Genomic DNA, 20,788 nt, shown 5'->3' on the forward strand with positions numbered 1-20,788 from the left:
GGGTGCATAACCTTGTGGCGAGGGGATTTATCCCCGTTCGGCTGCGCAGCAGTCGTCGCTTTTAAACGGTGTGACGGTTTCCACAGAGAAATCGCATTCACCGATGTGGGGGCCGCTTCGCAGCCCAACGGGGCGGTGCGACGTTTCGCTAAATCCCCTCACCGCAGGTATGCAAGACCTTTTGATTTTCCAACTGCCCAGATTTTCTCAACATGCCTGCCAACCATTTCAACACCCACTGCCCCGACTGGGCCGAGGCTTTGCTCAACGGTTTCAGTCAAATATTCCTTCAGCGTCATCCGCTGTGCGGCCTGCTGTGCCTGTTGGCGATCCTTCTGACCGCGCCGGTGCTGTTCGCCGGTGCACTGCTCGGTGCCGTCGCCGGTTTGCTCACCGCGCAACGGCGCAACTACGCCAAGGCTGATCGCCAGGCTGGACTGTTCAGCTACAACGGCATCTTGCTCGGCCTGCTGCTGAGCCTGTATTTCCCCTGGTCGCCAATGCTGCCGCCACTGATTCTCGCCGCTGGCGGCTTGAGCGCGATGGTCACTCAGCAATGGCTCAAATATGTGTACCGCAGCCGCTCCATACCGGCCTACACCTCGCCTTTCGTGGCCATGAGCTGGGTCCTGCTGCTGTTCGCCGAGCCGTCGGCGCCGATGGCGCACATCGAGATGAACACGCTGAACCTGCTCGCCGCTGAACTGCGCGGCCTGGGCCAGGTGATGTTCCTCGGTCATCCGCTGGCCGGCGCATTGATCGCCGTCGGTTTGCTGATCGCTGATCGCCGCGCGTTCTGCTGGGCGCTGCTGGCTTCGGCGATCGGCCTGGGCTCCAGTCTGCTGCACCACGAAAGCAGCACGGCGCTGCTCGGTCTCGGCAGTTACAACGCGGTGCTCGCCGCCCTCGCCTTCAGCAGTCAACGCCATCAACCGTGGCTGCCGCTGCTCGGCATCGTCCTGGCGCTGCTGGTCACGCCACTGTTCGCCGCCATCGGTCTGGCCACGCTGACTGCGCCATTCATCCTCGCCGGCTGGCTGATCCGCAGCGGCATTCAGATGCTCGGTAAAGCCAGCGTCGACAGCACGTCTTGCACTCATGGGGAGAATCAACCTAGGCTGCGCTGATCTTTGATTCAGGCGTTTTCCATGGACAGCAACAACAGTTGGCGTGAACGGCTTTACGTCATGATTTTTCAGAGCGACACCCTCGCCGGGCGTCGCTTCGACGGCATCCTGCTGTTGATCATCCTCGCCAGTCTGGTGATTGTGATGCTCGACAGTATCGACAGCGTTCACCGTAACTACGCCGATCTACTGGCCTACATCGAGTGGGGCTTCACGATCATCTTCCTCGGTGAGTACATCCTGCGTCTGTACTGCTCGCCCAAACCGTTGCGCTATGCCTTCAGCTTTTATGGGCTGGTGGATTTACTGGCGATCGTGCCGGGCATCCTTGCGCTGTATTACAGCGATGCGCAGTACCTGCTGATCATCCGGATCATTCGGATGCTGCGGATTTTCCGCGTGCTCAAGCTCAGCCCGTACCTCAAACAAGCCAACTACCTGATGTCGGCACTGCGCGGCAGCAAGCAGAAGATCGTGGTGTTTCTGGTCAGCGTCTGCACGCTGGTGACAGTTTTCGGCACCTTGATGTACGTGATCGAAGGCCCCGAACATGGCTTCACCAGCATCCCGAAAGGCATCTATTGGGCTATCGTCACGTTGACCACTGTGGGCTTCGGCGACATCGTGCCGAAAACGCCGCTGGGCCAGGTGATTTCGTCGCTGGTGATGATCACCGGTTATTCGATCATCGCCGTACCAACGGGTATTTTCACCGCCGAACTGGCCAACGCCATGCGCGGTGAACAGCTGCAACATGACTGCCCCGTGTGCAAGAAAAACAGCCATGAGCATGGCGCGGCGTTCTGCTCGCGGTGTGGTAATGCCCTGTTCAAGAAATTGGAATAAGCACAGAGCTTTTTAATCTTTAAACGACTATGCGCAGGCCGTTATAGTCAGTGGCAATTGAACATTACCCCCCGCATAGACAAAACAAGGAATGCGCAGTGAAAAAACTCTTTGGCGCCTCACTTCTCGCCGCCGGCCTGGCTTTGGCCAACATCGCTCAGGCAGCCCCGACGCTGCTCAACGTTTCCTACGACGTGATGCGCGATTTCTACAAGGACTACAACACTGCGTTCCAGAAGCACTGGCAAGCCGAGCACAACGAAAACATCACCGTGCAGATGTCTTTCGGCGGTTCGAGCAAGCAAGCGCGGTCGGTGATCGATGGCCTGCCGGCTGACGTCATCACCATGAACATGGCCACCGACATCAATGCCCTCGCCGATAACGGCAAACTGGTCCCGGAGAACTGGGTCACCCGTCTGCCGAACAACAGCGCGCCATTCACCTCGGCCACCGTGTTCATCGTCCGCAAGGGCAACCCGAAAGCCCTGAAAGACTGGCCGGACCTGCTCAAGGACGGCGTGCAGGTGATCGTGCCTAACCCGAAAACCTCGGGTAACGGTCGCTACACCTATCTGTCGGCCTGGGGTTATGTGCTGAAGAATGGCGGCGACGAGAACAAGGCCAAGGACTTCGTCGGCAAACTGTTCAAGCAAGCGCCAGTGCTGGACACCGGTGGCCGCGCCGCGACCACAACGTTCATGACCAACCAGATCGGTGATGTACTGGTGACCTTCGAAAACGAAGCGGAAATGATCGCTCGCGAGTTTGGTCGTGATCAGTTCGAAGTGATCTACCCAAGCGTCTCCGCTGAAGCCGAGCCACCGGTGTCGGTAGTCGATAAAGTCGTCGACAAGAAAGGCTCGCGTGCAGCGGCTGATGAGTACCTGAAGTACTTGTGGTCGCCTGAAGGTCAGGAGATCGCAGCGGCGAACTACCTGCGGCCGCGTGATCCGGCGGTGCTGGCCAAGTACACCGATCGTTTCCCGAAAGTTGATTTTCTGTCGGTTGAGAAGACGTTTGGTGACTGGCGTACCGTGCAGAAGACCCACTTCAATGATGGTGGGGTTTTCGACCAGATTTATAGCGGGCAGTAAGGTTTAGGCTAGCGTGAAAAAGGCGACCCTCAGTGGTCGCCTTTTTTGTGCGCTTCTGAATCCACTACAAACCCAATGTAGGAGTGAGCCTGCTCGCGATAGCGTCCTGTCATTCTGCACATGTGGTGGCTGACAGGACGCTATCGCGAGCAGGCTCACTCCTACCGGGGAATATGTCAGGCGGTTACATCGGTGGCGTCACCCCGTCCTTCCCCGCCGAAATCGATTGAGCGGTCAAAGTGCCGTCCGCACTCTGCGTCACGAACGTAACGATCTTCACCCCGACCTTGAGCAAGCTGCGATCCCCCGGCATCAGATTGACGATCGGCACATCCTCCGGCACCAGGATCTTCTGCTGTCCGCCCTTGTAGTTCACCGTCAGCACCCGGCCATTGCTCACCACCAGATCGCCAACGCTGCCATTGGTCATGCTGCTGCCCTTGGCCAGATCGAAGGGTCGATGGCCATCGCCACTGCCCGCCAACTCTGGCGGAAACACATGCACTTCCAGCGCCTTGAGCGTGCCGTCCTCCTGTGGCATCGCCGCCGAACCAATGTAACTGCCGGGTTTTATGTCTTCGATGTTGGCCAACGTGACGGCGCGGACTTTGGTGTCGCCGGTCAACTGGATCACCACGTTCTCGCCACTGTTGACGTGGACTTTCAGGGAATCGGCGCTGACGCCGGTGATTTCGCCGCGCACGCCGAGGCGCATGCCCGGTGCATCGGCGGCCAGCACGCTCGTCGCACCCAGCAGGCTGATCAGGGCAATCGTTGCAGTGTGGCGAAGCTTCTGACGAAACATTGCAATCCTCCGGTCATAAAAGTGAACAAGACGATGTAAACATAAGCACGCTATCGAAGAAGATGTAAGTGAATGTATCATCGACCCTCAACGGTCGAACGCAAGGTTCACCGATGGATGACAGGCCGACAGCACCCGGTCATTCCGCAACGGAATAACTGATATCAACCGACGGCGTCTTCTGCCCTTCGGCTTTGTCCCATAGCCTCACCGCATTCCCTTTCGCTGGATCGAGAAACCTTATGACCACCACCACTCAAGCAATGACCCGAGGCATGGTGCTGCTGTTCGCCTTCTGCTGCGGCGCCATCGTTGCCAACATCTACTACGCGCAGCCAATCATCGGCCTGATCGCCCCGGACATCGGCCTGACCGACACCATGGCCAGCTTCATCGTCTCACTGACGCAGATCGGTTATGCGCTGGGCCTGTTCTTCCTCGTGCCGTTGGGCGACCTGTTGGAAAACCGTCGGTTGATGATCATCACCACCGTCGTCGCGATTGCCAGTCTGCTCGGCGCGGCGTTCACCGATCAGCCGAATGTGTTCCTGCTGATTTCGTTACTGGTGGGGTTCAGTTCGGTGTCAGTGCAGATCCTCATTCCACTGGCCGCGCATCTGGCGCCTGAAGAATCCCGTGGCCGAGTGGTTGGCGGCATCATGGGCGGCTTGTTGCTGGGCATCCTGTTGGCACGACCGGTGTCGAGCGTGGTGGCTGACCATTTCGGCTGGCGGGCGATGTTCATGATTGCCGCAGCATTGATGGCAGCGATCAGCGTCGTGCTGGCACTGACCGTGCCCAAGCGCCAACCGGATCACAGCGCCTCTTACGGACAATTGCTCGGTTCGCTGTGGACGCTGTTGCGCCAGCAACCGGTGCTGCGTCAGCGGGCGTTTTATCAGGGTTGCATGTTTGCCGCGTTCAGCCTTTTCTGGACCGCTGTGCCGCTGGAACTGGCGCGCAACCATGGTCTGTCGCAAAGCGAAATCGCGATCTTCGCCCTGGTTGGTGCCATCGGTGCCATCGCCGCGCCGATCAGCGGCCGCCTCGCCGACGCCGGGCACACTCGCATCGCCTCGCTGCTGGCCATGATATTTGCCAGCCTGAGCTTTCTGCCCGCCTTCATCCACCCTGCCTACAGCGTCATCGGCCTGGCCGTGACCGGTGTCGTGCTCGACTTCTGCGTGCAGATGAACATGGTGCTTGGCCAACGCGCGGTGTACTCGCTGGACGCGAAAAGCCGTGGTCGCCTCAACGCGTTGTACATGACCAGCATCTTCATCGGCGGCGCCTTTGGATCATCGGTGGCCAGTGCGGTGTACGAACATGGCGGCTGGTTGTGGATCGTGATTGTCGGTAGCGCGTTCCCGGTGCTGGCGTTGTTGCGGTTTTTGAGTGTTTCGCAGCGTGGTTCATTGGCAACGGCGTAAGACGTCAAAAGCTTCGCGAGCAGGCTCGCTCCCACAGGTTGCTCACTGGCCTATGGGAGCGATGACGCTTAATAGCGAACCAGTTTTTCCATCGCCGCGTCTGCCAGAAAGGAGGAGCGGCTTTTGACGTTGTGTTCGCGCACATAACGATCAATTCGCTGGATCACGTAACCGGGGAGCGTCACGTTAACCTTCTCGGTCTTGTCGAGATACGGCGAAATATCCAGCTCCAGCATGCCCCAGCCCATGTCGGCAAATTCCGGATTACTGCGATGAACAGATGCCGAGGTCGGCATAGGAATCGATTCCCCGTCCGCCGCAAGTTCTTGCAGCATGATGTGTGCGATTTCAACCGCTGCGTTATAGGCGTCTTCAAAGCTATCCCCCGCCGTGACAGCACCCGGAATATCGGGGATCTGGATACCGATGGCTGTGTTCTCGTCTCCCCACTCGATGCAGATTGGATATTGCATTACGGATCTCCTTCGTAACTGGCTGGCGGGTTGTACAGCCCGGCACGCCTCCTGATACTTTTGACCGTCCCCAACGGTAAATCCTTTTTCGGATGAGGCACGGGAATCGTGTACGGGTTGTAACGGTGCCTGAAGATGTGATGGCTGCCGGTAATCCTGTCCAACGTCCATCCGGCCTCCTCCAGCTCCTTGATCAATAACCTGCTCTGCACCAACCGCCTCCTTGCCTCGGCCTGTTAAAAGTAACTCTAGAGTTATCTTTACTCAAGCATAGAAATCCGCAGAGCGACGCCCGGTTGTTTTACAGAGTGTGATTGAATGCACCGACCTCAACCCGGATTACACTCAGCCGCTCAACCCGCTAGCTGATCAACGCTGCTCGCCAGACCTTCCAAGGAGTTGCCATGACCCGACGTACTTTCCTCATCACCGGTGCCAGCAAAGGCATTGGCCGGGCGCTGGCCGAACATCTCGACCGCGCCGGCCATCGCGTGGTGGGGATTGCTCGCCAGCCGGATTTGAGCTTTCCGGGCATTTTGTTTCCGCTGGACCTGAGCGATCGCAAGCTGACCGGTGAGGTCCTCGCGGAACTGGCGCGCACGTATGAGTTCGATGGGCTGGTGAATAACGTCGGGCTGGTGCGACCGCAGGCGTTGGGCGATATCGACCTGGAAGCGTTCGACGATGTGATGCGGGTCAACCTGCATTCGGCGTTGCAGGCGACTCAAGCGTTGTTGCCGGGAATGCGGGCGCGGGGTTGGGGTCGGGTGGTGAACATTTCCAGCCTGACAGTGCTGGGCATCACCCAGCGCACGGCGTATGCAGCGGCGAAAGCAGCGTTGGTCAGTTTCACCCGCTCGTGGGCGCTGGAGCTGGCGCAGACCGGGATCACTGTGAACGCCGTAGCACCGGGGCCCACCGAGACCGAACTGTTTCGCGCCAACAATCCGCCGGGCAGCGAGGGTGAGGCGCGGTATCTGGCCGGGGTGCCGATGGGACGGCTGGGGCAGCCTGAAGAGATTGCCTCGGCGATTGCGTTTCTGCTTTCGGAGCAAAGTGGCTTCATCACCGGCCAGACCCTGTTCGTCGATGGCGGCGCCTCTGTGGGCAAAGCCGCGTTCTAATCAACAACACATTCCCCCCTGTAGGAGTGAGCCTGCTCGCGATAGCGTCCGTCCAGCCGACATTGGTTTGACTGACACACCGCTATCGCGAGCAGGCTCACTCCTACAGGGTTATTCAACAGCTTCAAGATTGTGCAAGGACATGAGATGGACCGCCTCGCCGCCATGGAAACCTTCGTCTGCGTCGTCGAAACCGGCTCGTTTTCCGCCGCGGCCCGACGCCTGAATATCGGTCAGCCCGCCGTATCAAAAACCATCGCTGCGCTTGAAAAACGCCTGGCCGTCAGCCTGCTCCTGCGCTCGACTCGCGGCCTGACCCCGACTGAAGCCGGACTGGCTTTTTTTCGAGCGTGCCAAACGTGCGCTCGAAGAAGCCGACGAGGCCGACAACGCTGCCCGCGGCATCGCCAGTGGCCTGAGCGGCAACCTGCGTATCAGCGCCGCCGTGACCTTCGGCCGCCTGCACATCGTGCCGCAACTGGGGCCGTTCCTCGATCAGCACCCACAGCTGAACATCGACCTGATGCTCGACGATCGCAACATCAATCTGGTTGAAGAAGGCATCGACGTGGCCTTGCGCATGGGCGCGCTCAACGATTCGGGGCTCACCGCACGCAAAATCGCCGACTGCCGCCGCGTGGTACTCGGCACGCCGGCCTACTTTGCCAAGCACGGCGAACCGAGCTGCCCCGCCGAATTGAGCAAATACCAGGCGGTCGTCTACAACCTCGGCGGCGGCACCACCTGGCAATTCGCCAAAGGCGCGGTACAACAATCGGTGATCCTCAGCGGACGTTTGCGCGTCAGCGCGGCCGAGGGCGTACGCGAAGCCGTCCTGGCCGATCAGGGCCTGACACTCGCCTCGGAATGGATGTTCGCCCCGGAACTGGCCAGCGGCGCGGTGAAAACGGTCATGCATGACTGGACACTGCCCGATCTGGATTTATGGGCGGTGTTTCCAACGGGAAGAATGGCCAGTGCCAAGGCGCGGGCGTTTGTTGAGTATGTGCAGAAATTGCTCGAGGCGAGCCGCTGACGTCACCAACTTTTAGCGTCGCGCACCATCGTCCCTGACTGTACTTCCTGGCCGTCCCTGGCCTGAAAGGTTCAAGGTTGTTTCGGCTCTTTCCCGCGCTGTAACACCTCGTCCGCCATGGCCGGCAAATCGGCGCGCTTGGTATTCGGGCTGACATGGCTAATCAGATCAGCCAGCGCCACGCCCTCCATACCCAGTCTGTCGCGCAGGCCTTCATAGCCTGCGGGAACATTCCCGTCTTTCCAGAAAGAAGGCACGCGTACTTCCTTGGGCAGTCGCGCGCTCTGATCGACGATCTTATAGGGGTAAGGTGTTTCTTCGAGTTTTCTTGACTGGCTCATCAGAGGCGCCTTGCCCGCGACCATTTCGGGATGGGTCAGGCTGCCCGCGCGGTGTTGCTGTTCGAGCAGGACGATGCGCTCCTTCAGCTGTTGGATCTTGCTTTGGTGGCGCTCGTTTTCGCGGATGAGTTCGTCCGGCGTTTTCGCGATCAGCGCTGGCGGCCTGTCCAGTTGTTTCTGGATAAAGATCGCCTTGACCGCGGCCAGGCTGGGCGGTGTCAGCCACACCTGCTCGTTGTGGTCCGTATGGGCTCCGGGCGTCTCGAGGATGTCCTTCAAGTGCGTATGGCTCTCGCTGGCAATCCGCGCCAACCGGTCGGGGTTCAGAGCCTTCAATGGGTACACGCGCTCCAGGTCGTCACGCTTGTAATACAAGGGATTGCGCTGACCGAGATACCTTTCGCCGCTCCTGCCGACCTTGGCGCCCTCTCGCTCACTGGGTGCCTGCGCGACCCGACCGAGAATACGCCCCGCGGAATCCCGGTCGTTATGCCAAAGCTCCAGGGGATGGCTGATATTGCTCAGGGCCGTCTTGCCATCGAGGGTAATGGTTATGCCTGAATTGCCAATGGAACCGATCCCCAACGGAGGCAGTTGCTGGTAGGCCGCTGCGGTCTTGGCCTGGTCGATACGTTTGTCTGACACCACCCGTGTATAGGTGCCCATGGCCCCGCCACGGTTGAAGTCGGCCATTTTTCTGATTCGCCCTATCCCGTTCAACTGGCGCTCATTGACCGATAGAAAACGCTCGGACTTGAGCAGGCCCTGCATTTCGCGAAAGTCCACATCACGGGTGAAGACACTTTTCCCGACACTATGATCAAGAATGCTTTCCAGCGGCGCCGACAACTTCTGCACGTGCCTGGCTTCTTTTCCATGGGGAGCCCCTTCGCGGACCTCTCTGGACAGCTGCATTTCCTGGGCAATTGCTTTGGACAGATAGTTGGCATTCGATCGCCATGCGTTCAACTGATTCAGCTCGCGCTCGGGCAGCTTTTCTCCGGCGGTAAAGCGTTGCAACTGAGTGACCATATGACGTTCGAAGTCAGCGTCACTGGCAAAGGCGTTTTTCGCGATGAACTCGCGCTGGGCCACGGCCGCTGGAGCATGGGCAGCAGGCTGCGCCGGAGCATGAAGAGGGTTGGTGACCGACCTGATAGACATTCCTGTGGGGGTGGCAGCAGGCTGCGGATCGGTTTGCGTTGCCTGTACGGAGAACACACCACTGGCGCCGGGAATATTATGTATCGGCATGTGGAAACTCCTTGATGAGGGTGCACAGCATTTCAAGCCGGCGATGGAACTGCTCGATGACCAGGGAAAATCCTGGTTCGTGTTCCAGGCTGCGCAAATCGACCAGCCCCTTCAACTCGTAACCCTCGGCCCCTTCACTCAACACCAGCTGCCCTGTTTCGAAACCGAATACCGGCTTGCTCAACAAGGAAAACACCTCGGCCGCATTGGCCACGAGCATAGGCAGACGCAGGTCGGCGAGCACACTCCAGACCCATAAGCGATCGTCGTCCACAGTGATGAAAACATCCGAGACGCCATCAAGCTCGATTGCGATTGTGGAGTGCTGGTCAAAATCGAGCATTTTATGCTCGGGGCATTGGTATCGCCGCAGCAACGCATCCATCAGTTCCTTCAGCGTGAATCTTGACTGCTCACGGAAGGAGTAAGGATCTTGCACATCTTCTTTCACCATGGGGGACACCTGGAAGGTCTGAAGTAACCAGCGTTGTTTTGATATCCCGACCATTCGGAATAAAAAATCGCTGGCCTGTCAGGAATCAGGCTTTGGCTCTACTCAGGTCCTTGGGTATCTCCACCAGACCAGATTGGCGAACTGCACACCTTGATAACCATCACCATGACCCGTTGGCGAAGTATGCAAATCAAGGCTCTGAATTATCTGCCGAAAAAAATGCATGAAATTTTAGCCCACGGCCGATATCCATTCAGCCTCGGGTCTGCAGGCTTTGATGTTTTCAGCAGCACCCATTAGCAAAACGGCGATTCAGGATCGCCGTTTTTCATTCATTGCCCGAATTGCTTGCCCAACCCCGGCGGTACGCCGTGGATGTCGGTGTCTTCCCATGGACCACTGGGGCTGACCGAGCGGCTCCAGCCGTTGTTCCAGCGAAAGTAAGTGCGCTGGCGGTAGAAGGTGTTGGGCTGGTCATCGAGGACGTAGACGCCGAGTTTCTGATCCCAATGGCTGTTGCCACCCGGAGGTGGGGCGAAGCTGGCCGAGGTGCGCGGGACTGGTTTGGCCGGTTTGGCAGGGATGCTCTTGCCCGGTGTTGGCGAGGTCGACGGGGTCGGGCTCGGTTGCGACGGCGGGATTGGCGGCAGGTTGGTAGTCGGTTCTGGTCGTTGCACCGCACATGCGCTCATGCCCAGGGCCAGTGTGAGGACTGTGATTCGGGCGATGACGTGCATGGCGGTGCTTTCCTGTTGTGTCCGGTTACTTGTCCGGGCTGTCGATGGTCAATTTTTGTGGCGCGGTGGTGCTGCTGGGCACAGGCCCGCTGCGACCGACCCACTCACCGGCGGTCGGTTGACCTGCCCGTGAGACGCGCGCAACCAGTTGGACTTCAGGGAAGTTCGACAGTTTCAACTGCGGCATCATTGCGTCGGCATCGCCCAGTTCGACGGTCACCGGCAGATCGGCCACGGTCAGGCGTTTGGCCGCCAGCGGTGCCGGTGGGCCGGAAGTGGCGCGGGCGAAGATGAACACGCTGTCGCCCGGTTGCACTTTGCCTTTGAGTTCGCTGGCGAGGTCGACGCTGACTTTCAACAGCGCGGTTTTCGCGGCTACAGGTGCCTGAGCGACCTTGCCCCCGCTGGCTTCAAGACGCTCGGCAGCGCGTTTGATCCCGCCTTGTAGCGCGGCACGCGAGTTGTCGTCCGGCGGCAGTTGCGCCAGCAAACGGTTCCAGTAATCGATGGCTTCCTGATAACGCTCGCCTTCGAACGCAGCGATGCCGAGCAGGCCGAGGCTGGTGACTTCTTTCGGATCGGCTTTCAGTGCTTCGTCAGTCAGTGCCTGAATCTTGTCCGACCACTTTTTGCCATCCGCAAAATACTGCGCCTGCGCCCATTGGCCGAGCAGTTCCGGCTGGCGACCGGCAAGGTTGGCAGCGCGTTCGAACATCTTCGCCGCGTCCGCCGGACGCTCTTGCGCCATATAGGTACGGCCGAGAAAATACAGGCCTTCCGCAGAATCCGGTTGCGCCGCGACGGCGCGCTCCAGACGCTGGGTCATCTCTTCCATCGACTGCGGTGCCTGAGCAAATTCGCGAGTCAGTTCGACCTTGTCGGCAGCGCCGAAGTGCATATACAACCCCAAGCCCAGCACCGGCACCAGCACCGCGGCCAGCAATGGCAACGGCTTGCCTAATCGAGAGACACGCGGTGCAGCAACGCCTTCGGTATCGGCGAGCAATTCACGCGCCGCTTCAGCACGGCCGCTGTCCATTTGTGCGGCATCGAGTACGCCTTCGGCCTGTTGCGACTGCAACTCGGCGACACGTTCCTGATACAACGCAACGTTCAGGGCAGTCCGATCCTCTTCGCGCTGGGCGCGACGTTCACGCAGAACCGGGATCAGCAGAAAACTCAGGGCGACCAGAAGCAACAGCCCTGCGGCAAGCCAGAAATCAATCATTCTTGGTTTTTATCCAACAGTTGGTCGAGGCGCTGACGCTCTTCGGGGGATAGCGATTGCGGGGTCTCGGCGCGTTGCCCGCGACGACGGCGGACGATCACCGCGATCACCACAAAACCACCGAGCAAAAGCGCGGCCGGGCCGAACCACAGCAGCGCAGTCTTGGCGTTGAGTGCCGGTTTGTAGCGGACAAAATCACCGTAGCGGTCGACCATGAAATCAATGATCTGCTGATTGTCCTTGCCCTCGCCGAGCATGCGAAAAATCTCTTTGCGCAGGTCAGCGGCAATCGGTGCATTGGAATCGGCGATGTCCTGGTTCTGGCACTTGGGGCAACGCAGTTCCTTGGTCAGCTCGCGAAAACGTTCGCGATCACCTTCCTTGGCGAACTCGTAAGTGTCGATGGCGGCATGCGCGACGCCGGCCAGACTCAGGCCCAACACCACGGCGGCAATAAAACGCTTCATGGCTTGGCCTCATCGACCAGCGCCTGATACTTGGCCGCGAGTTTTTCGCGCCAGACCTGCTCATCGATCACGCCGACGTACTTGTCGCGGATGATGCCCTTGGCGTCGATGAAGAAGGTTTCCGGCGCGCCGTACACGCCGAGGTTCAGGCCCAGCGAGCCTTCGTCGTCACGGATGTCCAGTACGTACGGATTGTGGAACTCGGCCAGCCACTTCAAGGCATCGGCGTTGGTGTCCTTGTAGTTGATGCCGTAGATCAGCACGCCGCGCTCGGCGAGTTTGTTCAGCACCGGGTGCTCGACCCGGCAGGAAATGCACCAGGTGCCCCAGACGTTTACCAGCGCCGGTTTGCCGAGAATGTCAGCCTTGGTCAGCGTCTTGTCGCCCTGCACGTTCGGCAGGGTGAACTCCGGGAACGGCTTGTTGATCATCGCCGACGGCAGTTCCGCCGGATCGAGGTACAGACCGCGATACAGAAACACGGCCACCAGCAGGAAAATCGCCAGTGGCACCAGCATCAACCAACGTCTCATGCAGCCGCTCCCGTCATGCCCAGCGCTTCACGCACTTTGGATTTCACCTTGACTCGATAACGTCGATCCAGCGCTGCCAGCAAACCACCGATGCCGGTGAGTAAACCGCCGAACCAGATCCAGCGCACGAATGGTTTGACGTGCACGCGCACGGCCCACGCGCCGTTTTCCAGCGGCTCGCCCAGTGCGACATAAAGGTCACGGGTGAAACCGGCGTCAATCCCGGCTTCAGTCATTACCGAGTTCTGTACGGTGTACAGACGTTTTTCCGGGTGCAGCACGCTGACTTCCTTGCCGTTACGCACGACACGAATGGTGCCTTTGTCCGAGGTGAAGTTCGGCCCTTCGAAATGCTTGGCGCCTTCGAAGATGAAGTGGTACCCGGCCAGGTCCATCGACTCGCCCGGCGCCAGACGCAGGTCGCGTTCGGCACTGTTCTGGCTGGACAACACCACGCCCAAGGCACACACGGCGATGCCGAGGTGAGCGATCTGCATGCCCCAGTAACTGCGGGTCAGGGTTGGCAAACCGTTGATCAGACCTTTGTGGCGCGTCTTGTCGAAGATGTCGCGGACACCGGCAAGCAAAACCCACGCGGCGAGCAGGAAGGTCGCGATCACCGCCCAGTTGAAATCGCCATAAGCGACGCCGGCCACCACTGCAAGCGCGACACTGCCGAGTAACACCGGGGTCAGCATGCCCACCAGCCATTTCACCGGGGTGTCTTTCCAACGCACCACCACGCCGACTGCCATCACCAGCATCAGCAACGCCATCAATGGAATGAACAGCGCGTTGAAGTACGGCGGGCCAACCGACAACTTGGCCCCGCTGATCGCATCGAGAATCAACGGGTACAAGGTCCCGAGCAGAATCATCGATGCCGCCACGACCAACACCAGGTTGTTGCCCAGCAGCAGGGTTTCCCGCGACCACAGATTGAAACCTACCTGACTCTTCACAACCGGCGCACGCAACGCAAACAACGTCAGCGAACCACCGACCACGAACAACAGGAAGATCAGGATGAACACCCCACGCTCAGGGTCCGAGGCAAACGCATGCACCGAGGTCAGCACGCCGGAACGCACGAGGAAGGTGCCGAGCAGGCTCAGGGAGAATGCGGCAATCGCCAGCAACACCGTCCAACTCTTGAACACGCCACGTTTTTCCGTGACCGCCAGCGAGTGAATCAGCGCAGTACCGACCAGCCAGGGCATGAAGGATGCGTTTTCCACCGGGTCCCAGAACCACCAGCCGCCCCAGCCGAGTTCGTAGTAAGCCCACCACGAACCGAGCGTGATGCCGATGCCGAGAAAGGCCCAGGCGACGATTGTCCAGGGACGCGACCAGCGCGCCCACGCGGCATCAAGGCGCCCCCCCATCAACGCGGCAATGGCGAAGGCGAACGCCACCGAAAAGCCGACGTAACCCATGTACAGCATTGGCGGGTGAACGATCAGGCCGATGTCTTGCAACAATGGATTGAGGTCAGCGCCGTTGCTGGGCATTTGCGGCAGGATGCGTTTGAACGGGTTGGACGTAAGGATCAGGAACAGCAGGAAACCGGTGCTGATCATGCCCATCACCGCTAGAACGCGGGCGAGCATGACTTGCGGCAACTGGCGCGAGAACACCGACACGGCGAATGTCCAGCCACCGAGAATCAGCGCCCACAGCAGCAACGAACCTTCGTGGGCCCCCCACACTGCGCTGAATTTGTAATACCACGGCAAAGCAGTATTGGAGTTGTTGGCCACGTAGGCGACGGAGAAATCATCGGTCATGAACGCATAGGTCAACGCGCCGAAAGCGAACAGCAAAAACGCAAACTGCCCCCACGCGGCCGGTTGGGCCAGACTCATCCAGAAACGGTCGCCGCGCCAGGCACCCACCAATGGCACCACGGCCTGCACCAGCGCAAAACACAGCGCCAGAATCATCGCCAAATGGCCCAACTCAGGCATAAAAATCGCCGAAGTCATCAATCAACCCTCCTTCGCAGGTGTTGGTGCGGATTGACCACTGTCTTTCAAGGCTTTGGTCACTTCCGGCGGCATGTACTTCTCGTCGTGCTTGGCCAGCACCTCATCGGCCACTACCACACCCTCGGCGTTGATCTTGCCGAGAGCGACGATGCCCTGCCCTTCGCGGAACAGATCCGGGAGGATGCCGCGATAGGTGATGGTCACGGATTTGCTGAAATCAGTGACGACGAATTTGACGTCGAGCGAGTCCGGCGAACGCTGCAGCGAGCCCTTTTCGACCATGCCACCAGCGCGGATGCGCGTATCGTGCGGCGCTTCGCCGTTGGCGATCTGAGTCGGCGTGTAAAACAGGTTGATGTTTTCCTGCAGGGCACTCAGGGCCAGGCCGACGGCAGCGCCGACCCCGACCAGAATCGCCAGAATGATGATCAGACGCTTTTTGCGCAGCGGATTCACTTGCCGTTCTCCCGGCGCAAACGACGCGCCTCTTGTTGCAGATACCGCTTGCGGGCCAGGATCGGCGCCGCCACGTTGAAGGCCAGCACGGCCAGGCAGATGCCGTAGGCCGTCCAGACGTACAGGCCATGATGGCCCATGGCGAGGAAGTCGCCGAATGAAGCAAAACTCATCGAGCGGCCTCCAGACTGTTCTGCACTTCTTCTTTCACCCAACTGGCGCGGGCTTCGCGCTTGAGCACTTCAAGACGCATGCGCAACAGCAGCACGGTGCCGAAGAAGCAATAGAAGCCCAGCACGGTCAGTAGCAGCGGCAGCCACATTTCGGCGGGCATCGCCGGTTTTTCGGTGAGGGTGAAGGTCGCGCCCTGGTGCAGGGTGTTCCACCACTCCACCGAGTATTTGATGATCGGGATGTTGATCACGCCGACGATAGCCAACACCGCACAGGCCTTGGCGGCGCTGTCGCGGTTGCTGATCGCATTGCCCAGCGCGATCACGCCGAAATACAGGAACAGCAGAATCAGCATCGAGGTCAGCCGTGCGTCCCAGACCCACCACGAGCCCCAGGTCGGCTTGCCCCAGATCGCCCCGGTGACCAGCGCCACGGCGGTCATCCACGCGCCGATCGGTGCGGCGCATTGCAGGGCGACGTCGGCCAGTTTCATCTTCCACACCAGCCCGACCACGCCACACACCGCCAGCATCACGTAGATCGACTGAGCGAGCATCGCGGCAGGCACGTGTATGTAGATGATGCGAAAGCTGTTGCCTTGCTGATAATCCGGCGGCGCGAAGGCCAGGCCCCAAACGACGCCGACGCCAATCAGCAACAACGCTGCAATGCTCAACCACGGCAGGAACTTGCTGCTGATGCCGTAGAACCACTTGGGCGAGCCGAGCTTGTGAAACCAGGTCCAGTTCATACTGTTTCCATCACGGGTGCCGCTCATCGGTGCGAGCGGTCTCAGGGTCTTTGCTGGTTAAATTTTAACCAGACCTCATTATTCGCCGACGCTGATCTTCAGGCCAGCAGCTATTGCAAAAGGTGTCAGGGTGATCGCCAGGGCGGTCAGGCTACCAAGCCACAGCAGATACCCGGTCGCCGGCATGCCTTGCAATGCGGCCTGCAAGGCGCCACTGCCGAGGATCAACACCGGGATGTACAACGGCAGAATCAGCAGCGCCAGCAACAGGCCGCCGCGTTTCAAACCGACCGTCAGTGCCGCGCCCACCGCGCCGAGCAAGCTCAGCACCGGTGTACCCAACAGCAACGAAAACAGCAAAACCGGCAGGCAGGCGGCAGGCAAACCGAGCATCAGCGCCAGCAGTGGTGAGAGCAAAACCAGTGCCAGACCGGAGAAAAGCCAGTGTGCCAGCACCTTGGCCAAGACCAGAAGTGGCAACGGGTGCGACGAAAGGACCCACTGTTCCAGGGACCCGTCTTCGAAATCACTGCGGAAAAGCCCGTCCAGCGAGAGCAGGACCGACAAAAGCGCCGCCACCCAGACTAACCCCGGGGACAGGTTTTGCAACACTTGAGTTTCCGGGCCGACGGCCAGCGGGAATAAAGCGATGACGATGGCGAAGAAAATCAGCGGATTGGCCAGCTCCGCCGGGCGGCGAAACAGCAGTCGGGACTCACGGGCAACCAGCAGGCCAAACACACTCATACTGCCCAGTTCCCCAGATCAATGTCGCGATAACCGGCCGGCATCCGGCTCAGCGTATGGTGCGTGGTCAATACCACCAGACCGCCGCGCTCGCAGTGTCCGGCCAGATGCTCTTCGAGCTGCGCTACGCCCTGTTTGTCGAGGGCGGTGAATGGCTCGTCGAGAATCCACAACGGCGGGCTGTCGAGATATAGACGCGCCAGCGCCACGCGGCGCTGCTGACCCGCCGACAGACTGTGACAGGGAACATCTTCGAAACCGCGCAATCCTACAGCTGCCAGCGCTTGCCAGATCGCCTCGCGTTCGGCGGGATGATGCAGGGCGCAGAGCCACGCGAGATTCTCTTCCGGGGTCAGCAGATCCTTGATTCCGGCGGCATGGCCGATCCACAGCAGGTTGCGCGCCAGTTCGCTGCGTTGCTCGGTCAATGGCAGACCGTTGAGCAGGACTTGGCCGTCGGTCGGTTGCATCAAACCGGCCAACAGGCGTAACAAACTGGTTTTACCGCTGCCGTTGGGCCCACTGATCTGCACCATATCGCCACTGGCCAGTCTCAATTCGAGATTTTCGAAGAGCAGCCTGAGATCACGTTCACACGCGAGGGCAACGGTTTGCAGGACAGGACTGGTCAAGGGATCACGGGCCTTATACGGTTCAAGTCGGCTCTGGTACGGCCGTTAAAGAGATGCAGCATAGATGCATTGACGGCTCGATCTAGAGAGCTGCGTCAAACAATTGTTATGTTTTTTGAACGAAGCGCAAGACGGGCGGCATTATACATGCCGTGCCTTACTCTCAAGAGTGCAATTTCCTCAGGTTGTGTCCGCGTATGACAGGCGAAATGAACATCCTCCCGCTCCCGCCCACCACCCCGGCGACCGTTCGCCCGCAGGTGGGTGAGCTGCTCAAGCTGCTGACACCGGTGGAAGGCTTGATCGGCGCCGGGCAAAGCGCCAAGGCCGAGGTGTTGTCGCTCAAGCAGGCGGATCAGACCTTTCAGTTGCTGCTCAAGGTGACACTGGACAGTGGCCGCCAGACCACCGTGCAAGCCACCAGCAATCTGCCATTGCCGCAAGGCACCAGCCTGGCCATTACTCAACCGTCGGCGGGTAATCTGGCGATTACCGTGCAGCAAGCGATTGCCAGCAGCGTCGCCGCCCTCACCCGCATCGATACCGCGCAGTTGCCGGCCGGCACGTTGCTGCAAGGCAAGGTGCTGACCTCACAGGCCCTGCCGCAGACGCCGGGGCAAGCGACGGTGTTTCGCTCGATGGTCAGCTTGCTCAATACCGCATTGAGCGGCAGCACGTTGACCGTCGACAGCCCACAGCCGTTGCGCATCGGCACACTGTTGTCGGCGCTGGTGGAGGATTCGCAGACCCTCAAGTTCGTGCCGATGAGCAGCCGCCAAGAGCAGTTGGCGGTAAGCCAGCAACTGGTCGGCCAGCAGAGTCGCCAGGCATCGCTCGGCAGTTTATTGAACGCACTGCAAAATCTGCCGACCGATACCGATCAAACGTCGGCGGATTTGCGCGCAGCGGTCGACAAACTGCTTGCCGGCCTGCCTGACGTGCAGCAACTGAGCACGCCGAAAGGTCTGGCAATGGCGCTGGCCAACAGCGGCATGTTTCTCGAGGCCAAATTGCTGACAGGCCAGAATCCGACGCTGGCCCCGGACATGAAAGCCGATCTGCTCAAGTTGATCGCGCAACTCACCCCAGGCCTGCCCGGCAACACCAATCTGAATGCGATCATCGCCGCCAACACCCTGGCGCAGGCCATGCCGAGTTTCGTCCGCAACGCCCTCGGCATGCTCGGTCAAGTCAGTGCCAAACCGCTGCCAAACAGTTTCCCGCTGCCCGACCGACTGCTGCAAAGCCAGGACGGCGAAGGTGATCTGGAACATTTGCTGCGCCTCGCCGCCGCCGCTGTTTCTCGCCTGCAAAGCCATCAGTTGTCGAGCCTTGAACAGACCGGCGTCACCGATGACGGGCGCCTGCTCAGCACCTGGCAACTGGAAATCCCCATGCGTAACTTGCAGGACATCGTGCCGTTGCAGGTCAAGTTCCAGCGCGAAGAAGCGCCGGAGAAAGAGCCGCAACCGAACGAGCGTCGCGACGAACGCGAGCCCAGGCAACAATTGTGGCGCGTCGATCTGGCATTCGACATGGAACCGCTCGGGCCAATGCAGATTCAGGCACAGTTGATCGCCGGCAGCCTGTCCAGTCAGCTCTGGGCTGAACGGCCATACACCGCCGACCTGATCGAAAACAACCTGTTCGCCCTACGCCAGCGCCTGCTTGATCGCGGGCTGAACGTCGGCGACATCGACTGCCACCGAGGCACGCCACCGCAAGGCAACCAAACCCGCCTCGACCACCGCTGGGTTGACGAAACCGCATGAATGACACCACCGCCCCACGCCAGGCCATCGCCCTCAAATACGACGGCAACCACGCCCCGACCCTCACCGCCAAGGGTGACGAGGAACTGGCCGAAGAAATCCTGCGGATCGCCCGCGATTATGAAGTGCCGATCTACGAAAACGCCGAACTGGTGCGGCTGTTGGCGCGAATGGAATTGGGCGACAGCATTCCCGAGGAGTTGTATCGCACGATTGCCGAGATCATCGCGTTTGCGTGGAACCTGAAGGGGAAATTTCCCGAGGGGCAAGACCCGGACGCGCCGATGGTCGAGAAGGACATCACCGAACGTGGGGATGATTACTGAGGATTTGAGGGCCCCATCGCGAGCAGGCTCACTCCTACATTGGAACGCATTTCAAATGTAGGAGTGAGCCTGCTCGCGATAGCGATTTCAGTTCTTGTGAAGTTTACGCATCAACTCCGCCTCAGCCTGGGTCAACCCACACGACTGAGTCAGTTCATCAACGCTTGCGCCCATCCCCACCAGTTTCGCTGCTTGGGCGAACGACAGGCTCGATGGATCGCGCTGTTCCAGTTGAACAATTTTGTCCGGCAACGGACCGACTACCGCGCGCAACTCGTGCAGGGCTTCGCCCATGCGCACGTTGCCGTTCTGGTAGTCGTCGACACGTTTGGCCAGCTCTTTGATGCGCTGATCACGCAGCGCATCGCCTTGAGCCTGCTGCGCGGCGATCACTCGCTGCGCTTTGATGTACGCCAGAAACATTGCCAGCGTGCCTGCCCAGAAGAGGAACAGGACAATGACCGCAACCTCGAGAATCAATCAGATATTCTCCAGGTCCGACCATTCTTCTTCGCTCATCATCTTGTCCAGCTCGACCAGAATCAGCAATTCGTTGTTCTTGTTGCACACGCCCTGGATGAACTTCGCCGACTCTTCGTTACCGACGTTCGGCGCCGTTTCGATTTCCGACTGACGCAGGTAAACCACTTCAGCGACGCTGTCGACCATGATCCCGACGACTTGCTTGTCGGCTTCGATGATGACGATACGGGTGTTGTCGCTGATCTCACCAGTGCTCAGGCCGAAGCGCTGACGGGTGTCGATCACGGTGACCACGTTACCGCGCAGGTTGATGATGCCCAGCACGTAGCTTGGCGCACCCGGCACTGGAGCGATCTCGGTGTAGCGCAGCACTTCCTGAACGCGCATCACATTGATGCCGTAGGTTTCGTTGTCCAGCTTGAAGGTCACCCATTGCAGGATCGGATCTTCAGAACCTTTTGCATTCGTCGCCTGACTACTCATACCCTGACCCCTCGAAAAAACCGC

At 59.6% G+C, this 20,788-nt stretch carries 24 protein-coding genes and 1 pseudogene; 8 read left to right on the plus strand and 17 right to left on the minus strand.

Annotated features, from left to right (window positions below):
* Window positions 1–212 precede the first annotated feature (212 nt).
* The 3 genes from JFT91_RS27210 (at window position 213) to JFT91_RS27220 (ending at window position 3,070) form a co-directional block, all read left to right on the plus strand.
* The gene (locus tag JFT91_RS27210) at window positions 213–1,127 is read left to right on the plus strand and encodes an urea transporter (RefSeq protein WP_201234412.1); all 915 of its coding nucleotides are present in this window, start codon (window positions 213–215) and stop codon (window positions 1,125–1,127) included.
* 21 nt (window positions 1,128–1,148) lie between these two features.
* Window positions 1,149–1,973, plus strand: a complete 825-nt coding sequence (locus tag JFT91_RS27215; RefSeq protein ID WP_201234413.1) for an ion transporter — start codon at window positions 1,149–1,151, stop codon at window positions 1,971–1,973.
* 98 nt (window positions 1,974–2,071) lie between these two features.
* Window positions 2,072–3,070, plus strand: coding sequence for a sulfate ABC transporter substrate-binding protein (locus tag JFT91_RS27220; protein WP_034151535.1), 999 nt, complete (start codon window positions 2,072–2,074; stop codon window positions 3,068–3,070).
* A 184-nt stretch (window positions 3,071–3,254) separates the two neighbouring features.
* On the opposite strand, the gene JFT91_RS27225 is transcribed toward JFT91_RS27220, so the two are convergent.
* A complete protein-coding gene (locus JFT91_RS27225; protein WP_201227412.1) occupies window positions 3,255–3,875 on the minus strand; it encodes a DUF5666 domain-containing protein in 621 nt (206 codons plus the stop codon).
* Window positions 3,876–4,117: 242 nt separating this feature from the next.
* Between JFT91_RS27225 and JFT91_RS27230 the strand changes: the two genes are divergently transcribed.
* The gene (locus tag JFT91_RS27230) at window positions 4,118–5,305 is read left to right on the plus strand and encodes an MFS transporter (protein ID WP_201234414.1); all 1,188 of its coding nucleotides are present in this window, start codon (window positions 4,118–4,120) and stop codon (window positions 5,303–5,305) included.
* A 68-nt stretch (window positions 5,306–5,373) separates the two neighbouring features.
* Here the strand turns inward: JFT91_RS27230 and JFT91_RS27235 are convergent, their stop codons facing one another.
* Together JFT91_RS27235 and JFT91_RS27240 are read right to left on the minus strand one after the other, a co-directional pair.
* Window positions 5,374–5,778: a type II toxin-antitoxin system HicB family antitoxin gene (locus tag JFT91_RS27235; protein ID WP_201234415.1), complete on the minus strand. Its 405-nt coding sequence runs from the start codon at window positions 5,776–5,778 to the stop codon at window positions 5,374–5,376.
* Window positions 5,778–5,990, minus strand: a complete 213-nt coding sequence (locus JFT91_RS27240) for a type II toxin-antitoxin system HicA family toxin (RefSeq protein ID WP_201234416.1) — start codon at window positions 5,988–5,990, stop codon at window positions 5,778–5,780. The genes JFT91_RS27235 and JFT91_RS27240 overlap by 1 nt, the downstream gene beginning before the upstream one ends.
* Before the next feature lie 192 nt (window positions 5,991–6,182).
* Between JFT91_RS27240 and JFT91_RS27245 the strand changes: the two genes are divergently transcribed.
* Both JFT91_RS27245 and JFT91_RS27250 read left to right on the plus strand, forming a co-directional pair.
* Entirely contained in the window at window positions 6,183–6,902 is a 720-nt protein-coding gene (locus JFT91_RS27245) for an SDR family oxidoreductase (RefSeq protein WP_201227416.1), read from the plus strand.
* A 147-nt stretch (window positions 6,903–7,049) separates the two neighbouring features.
* Window positions 7,050–7,938, plus strand: a pseudogene (locus tag JFT91_RS27250) (LysR family transcriptional regulator).
* Window positions 7,939–8,009: 71 nt separating this feature from the next.
* Here JFT91_RS27250 and JFT91_RS27255 read toward each other — a convergent pair.
* From JFT91_RS27255 to ccmA, 12 genes are all read right to left on the minus strand, one after another.
* On the minus strand, window positions 8,010–9,533 hold the full coding sequence (locus tag JFT91_RS27255; protein ID WP_201234417.1) for a hypothetical protein: 1,524 nt from the start codon (window positions 9,531–9,533) through the stop codon (window positions 8,010–8,012).
* Window positions 9,520–9,987: an InvB/SpaK family type III secretion system chaperone gene (locus tag JFT91_RS27260; RefSeq protein WP_201234418.1), complete on the minus strand. Its 468-nt coding sequence runs from the start codon at window positions 9,985–9,987 to the stop codon at window positions 9,520–9,522. The genes JFT91_RS27255 and JFT91_RS27260 overlap by 14 nt, the downstream gene beginning before the upstream one ends.
* Window positions 9,988–10,319: 332 nt before the next feature.
* Window positions 10,320–10,724, minus strand: a complete 405-nt coding sequence (locus JFT91_RS27265; protein WP_201234419.1) for a hypothetical protein — start codon at window positions 10,722–10,724, stop codon at window positions 10,320–10,322.
* Window positions 10,725–10,749: 25 nt separating this feature from the next.
* On the minus strand, window positions 10,750–11,952 hold the full coding sequence (ccmI, locus tag JFT91_RS27270) for a c-type cytochrome biogenesis protein CcmI (RefSeq protein WP_201234420.1): 1,203 nt from the start codon (window positions 11,950–11,952) through the stop codon (window positions 10,750–10,752).
* Complete coding sequence (locus JFT91_RS27275; RefSeq protein WP_201234421.1) at window positions 11,949–12,419, minus strand: cytochrome c-type biogenesis protein; 471 nt, start codon at window positions 12,417–12,419, stop codon at window positions 11,949–11,951. Before JFT91_RS27275 ends, ccmI begins: the two co-directional genes overlap by 4 nt.
* A complete protein-coding gene (locus JFT91_RS27280) occupies window positions 12,416–12,952 on the minus strand; it encodes a DsbE family thiol:disulfide interchange protein (RefSeq protein WP_201149268.1) in 537 nt (178 codons plus the stop codon). Before JFT91_RS27280 ends, JFT91_RS27275 begins: the two co-directional genes overlap by 4 nt.
* Window positions 12,949–14,937, minus strand: a complete 1,989-nt coding sequence (locus JFT91_RS27285) for a heme lyase CcmF/NrfE family subunit (RefSeq protein ID WP_201227422.1) — start codon at window positions 14,935–14,937, stop codon at window positions 12,949–12,951. Before JFT91_RS27285 ends, JFT91_RS27280 begins: the two co-directional genes overlap by 4 nt.
* Window positions 14,938–14,940: 3 nt before the next feature.
* Complete coding sequence (ccmE, locus tag JFT91_RS27290; protein WP_201227423.1) at window positions 14,941–15,396, minus strand: cytochrome c maturation protein CcmE; 456 nt, start codon at window positions 15,394–15,396, stop codon at window positions 14,941–14,943.
* Window positions 15,393–15,569 (minus strand): heme exporter protein CcmD, encoded by a 177-nt coding sequence (gene ccmD, locus JFT91_RS27295; protein WP_008083431.1) that lies wholly within the window; start codon window positions 15,567–15,569, stop codon window positions 15,393–15,395. The genes ccmE and ccmD overlap by 4 nt, the downstream gene beginning before the upstream one ends.
* Window positions 15,566–16,321, minus strand: coding sequence for a heme ABC transporter permease (locus tag JFT91_RS27300; RefSeq protein ID WP_095190684.1), 756 nt, complete (start codon window positions 16,319–16,321; stop codon window positions 15,566–15,568). Before JFT91_RS27300 ends, ccmD begins: the two co-directional genes overlap by 4 nt.
* Window positions 16,322–16,399: 78 nt before the next feature.
* Window positions 16,400–17,068: a heme exporter protein CcmB gene (gene ccmB, locus JFT91_RS27305; RefSeq protein WP_008083427.1), complete on the minus strand. Its 669-nt coding sequence runs from the start codon at window positions 17,066–17,068 to the stop codon at window positions 16,400–16,402.
* Window positions 17,065–17,700 (minus strand): cytochrome c biogenesis heme-transporting ATPase CcmA, encoded by a 636-nt coding sequence (ccmA, locus tag JFT91_RS27310; RefSeq protein WP_201227425.1) that lies wholly within the window; start codon window positions 17,698–17,700, stop codon window positions 17,065–17,067. The genes ccmB and ccmA overlap by 4 nt, the downstream gene beginning before the upstream one ends.
* Before the next feature lie 197 nt (window positions 17,701–17,897).
* On the opposite strand from ccmA, the gene fliK reads away from it, so the two are divergent.
* Complete coding sequence (gene fliK, locus JFT91_RS27315) at window positions 17,898–19,472, plus strand: flagellar hook-length control protein FliK (protein WP_201234422.1); 1,575 nt, start codon at window positions 17,898–17,900, stop codon at window positions 19,470–19,472.
* On the plus strand, window positions 19,469–19,798 hold the full coding sequence (locus tag JFT91_RS27320; RefSeq protein ID WP_201234423.1) for an EscU/YscU/HrcU family type III secretion system export apparatus switch protein: 330 nt from the start codon (window positions 19,469–19,471) through the stop codon (window positions 19,796–19,798). Before fliK ends, JFT91_RS27320 begins: the two co-directional genes overlap by 4 nt.
* A gap of 87 nt (window positions 19,799–19,885) precedes the next feature.
* Here the strand turns inward: JFT91_RS27320 and JFT91_RS27325 are convergent, their stop codons facing one another.
* Together JFT91_RS27325 and JFT91_RS27330 are read right to left on the minus strand one after the other, a co-directional pair.
* Complete coding sequence (locus tag JFT91_RS27325; protein WP_201227428.1) at window positions 19,886–20,278, minus strand: DUF2802 domain-containing protein; 393 nt, start codon at window positions 20,276–20,278, stop codon at window positions 19,886–19,888.
* On the minus strand, window positions 20,279–20,764 hold the full coding sequence (locus tag JFT91_RS27330) for a chemotaxis protein CheW (protein ID WP_038363882.1): 486 nt from the start codon (window positions 20,762–20,764) through the stop codon (window positions 20,279–20,281).
* Between the last annotated feature and the right edge of the window lie 24 nt (window positions 20,765–20,788).

Origin of the sequence: Pseudomonas sp. TH08, assembly GCF_016651275.1 — a bacterium.
Lineage (GTDB): Bacteria > Pseudomonadota > Gammaproteobacteria > Pseudomonadales > Pseudomonadaceae > Aquipseudomonas.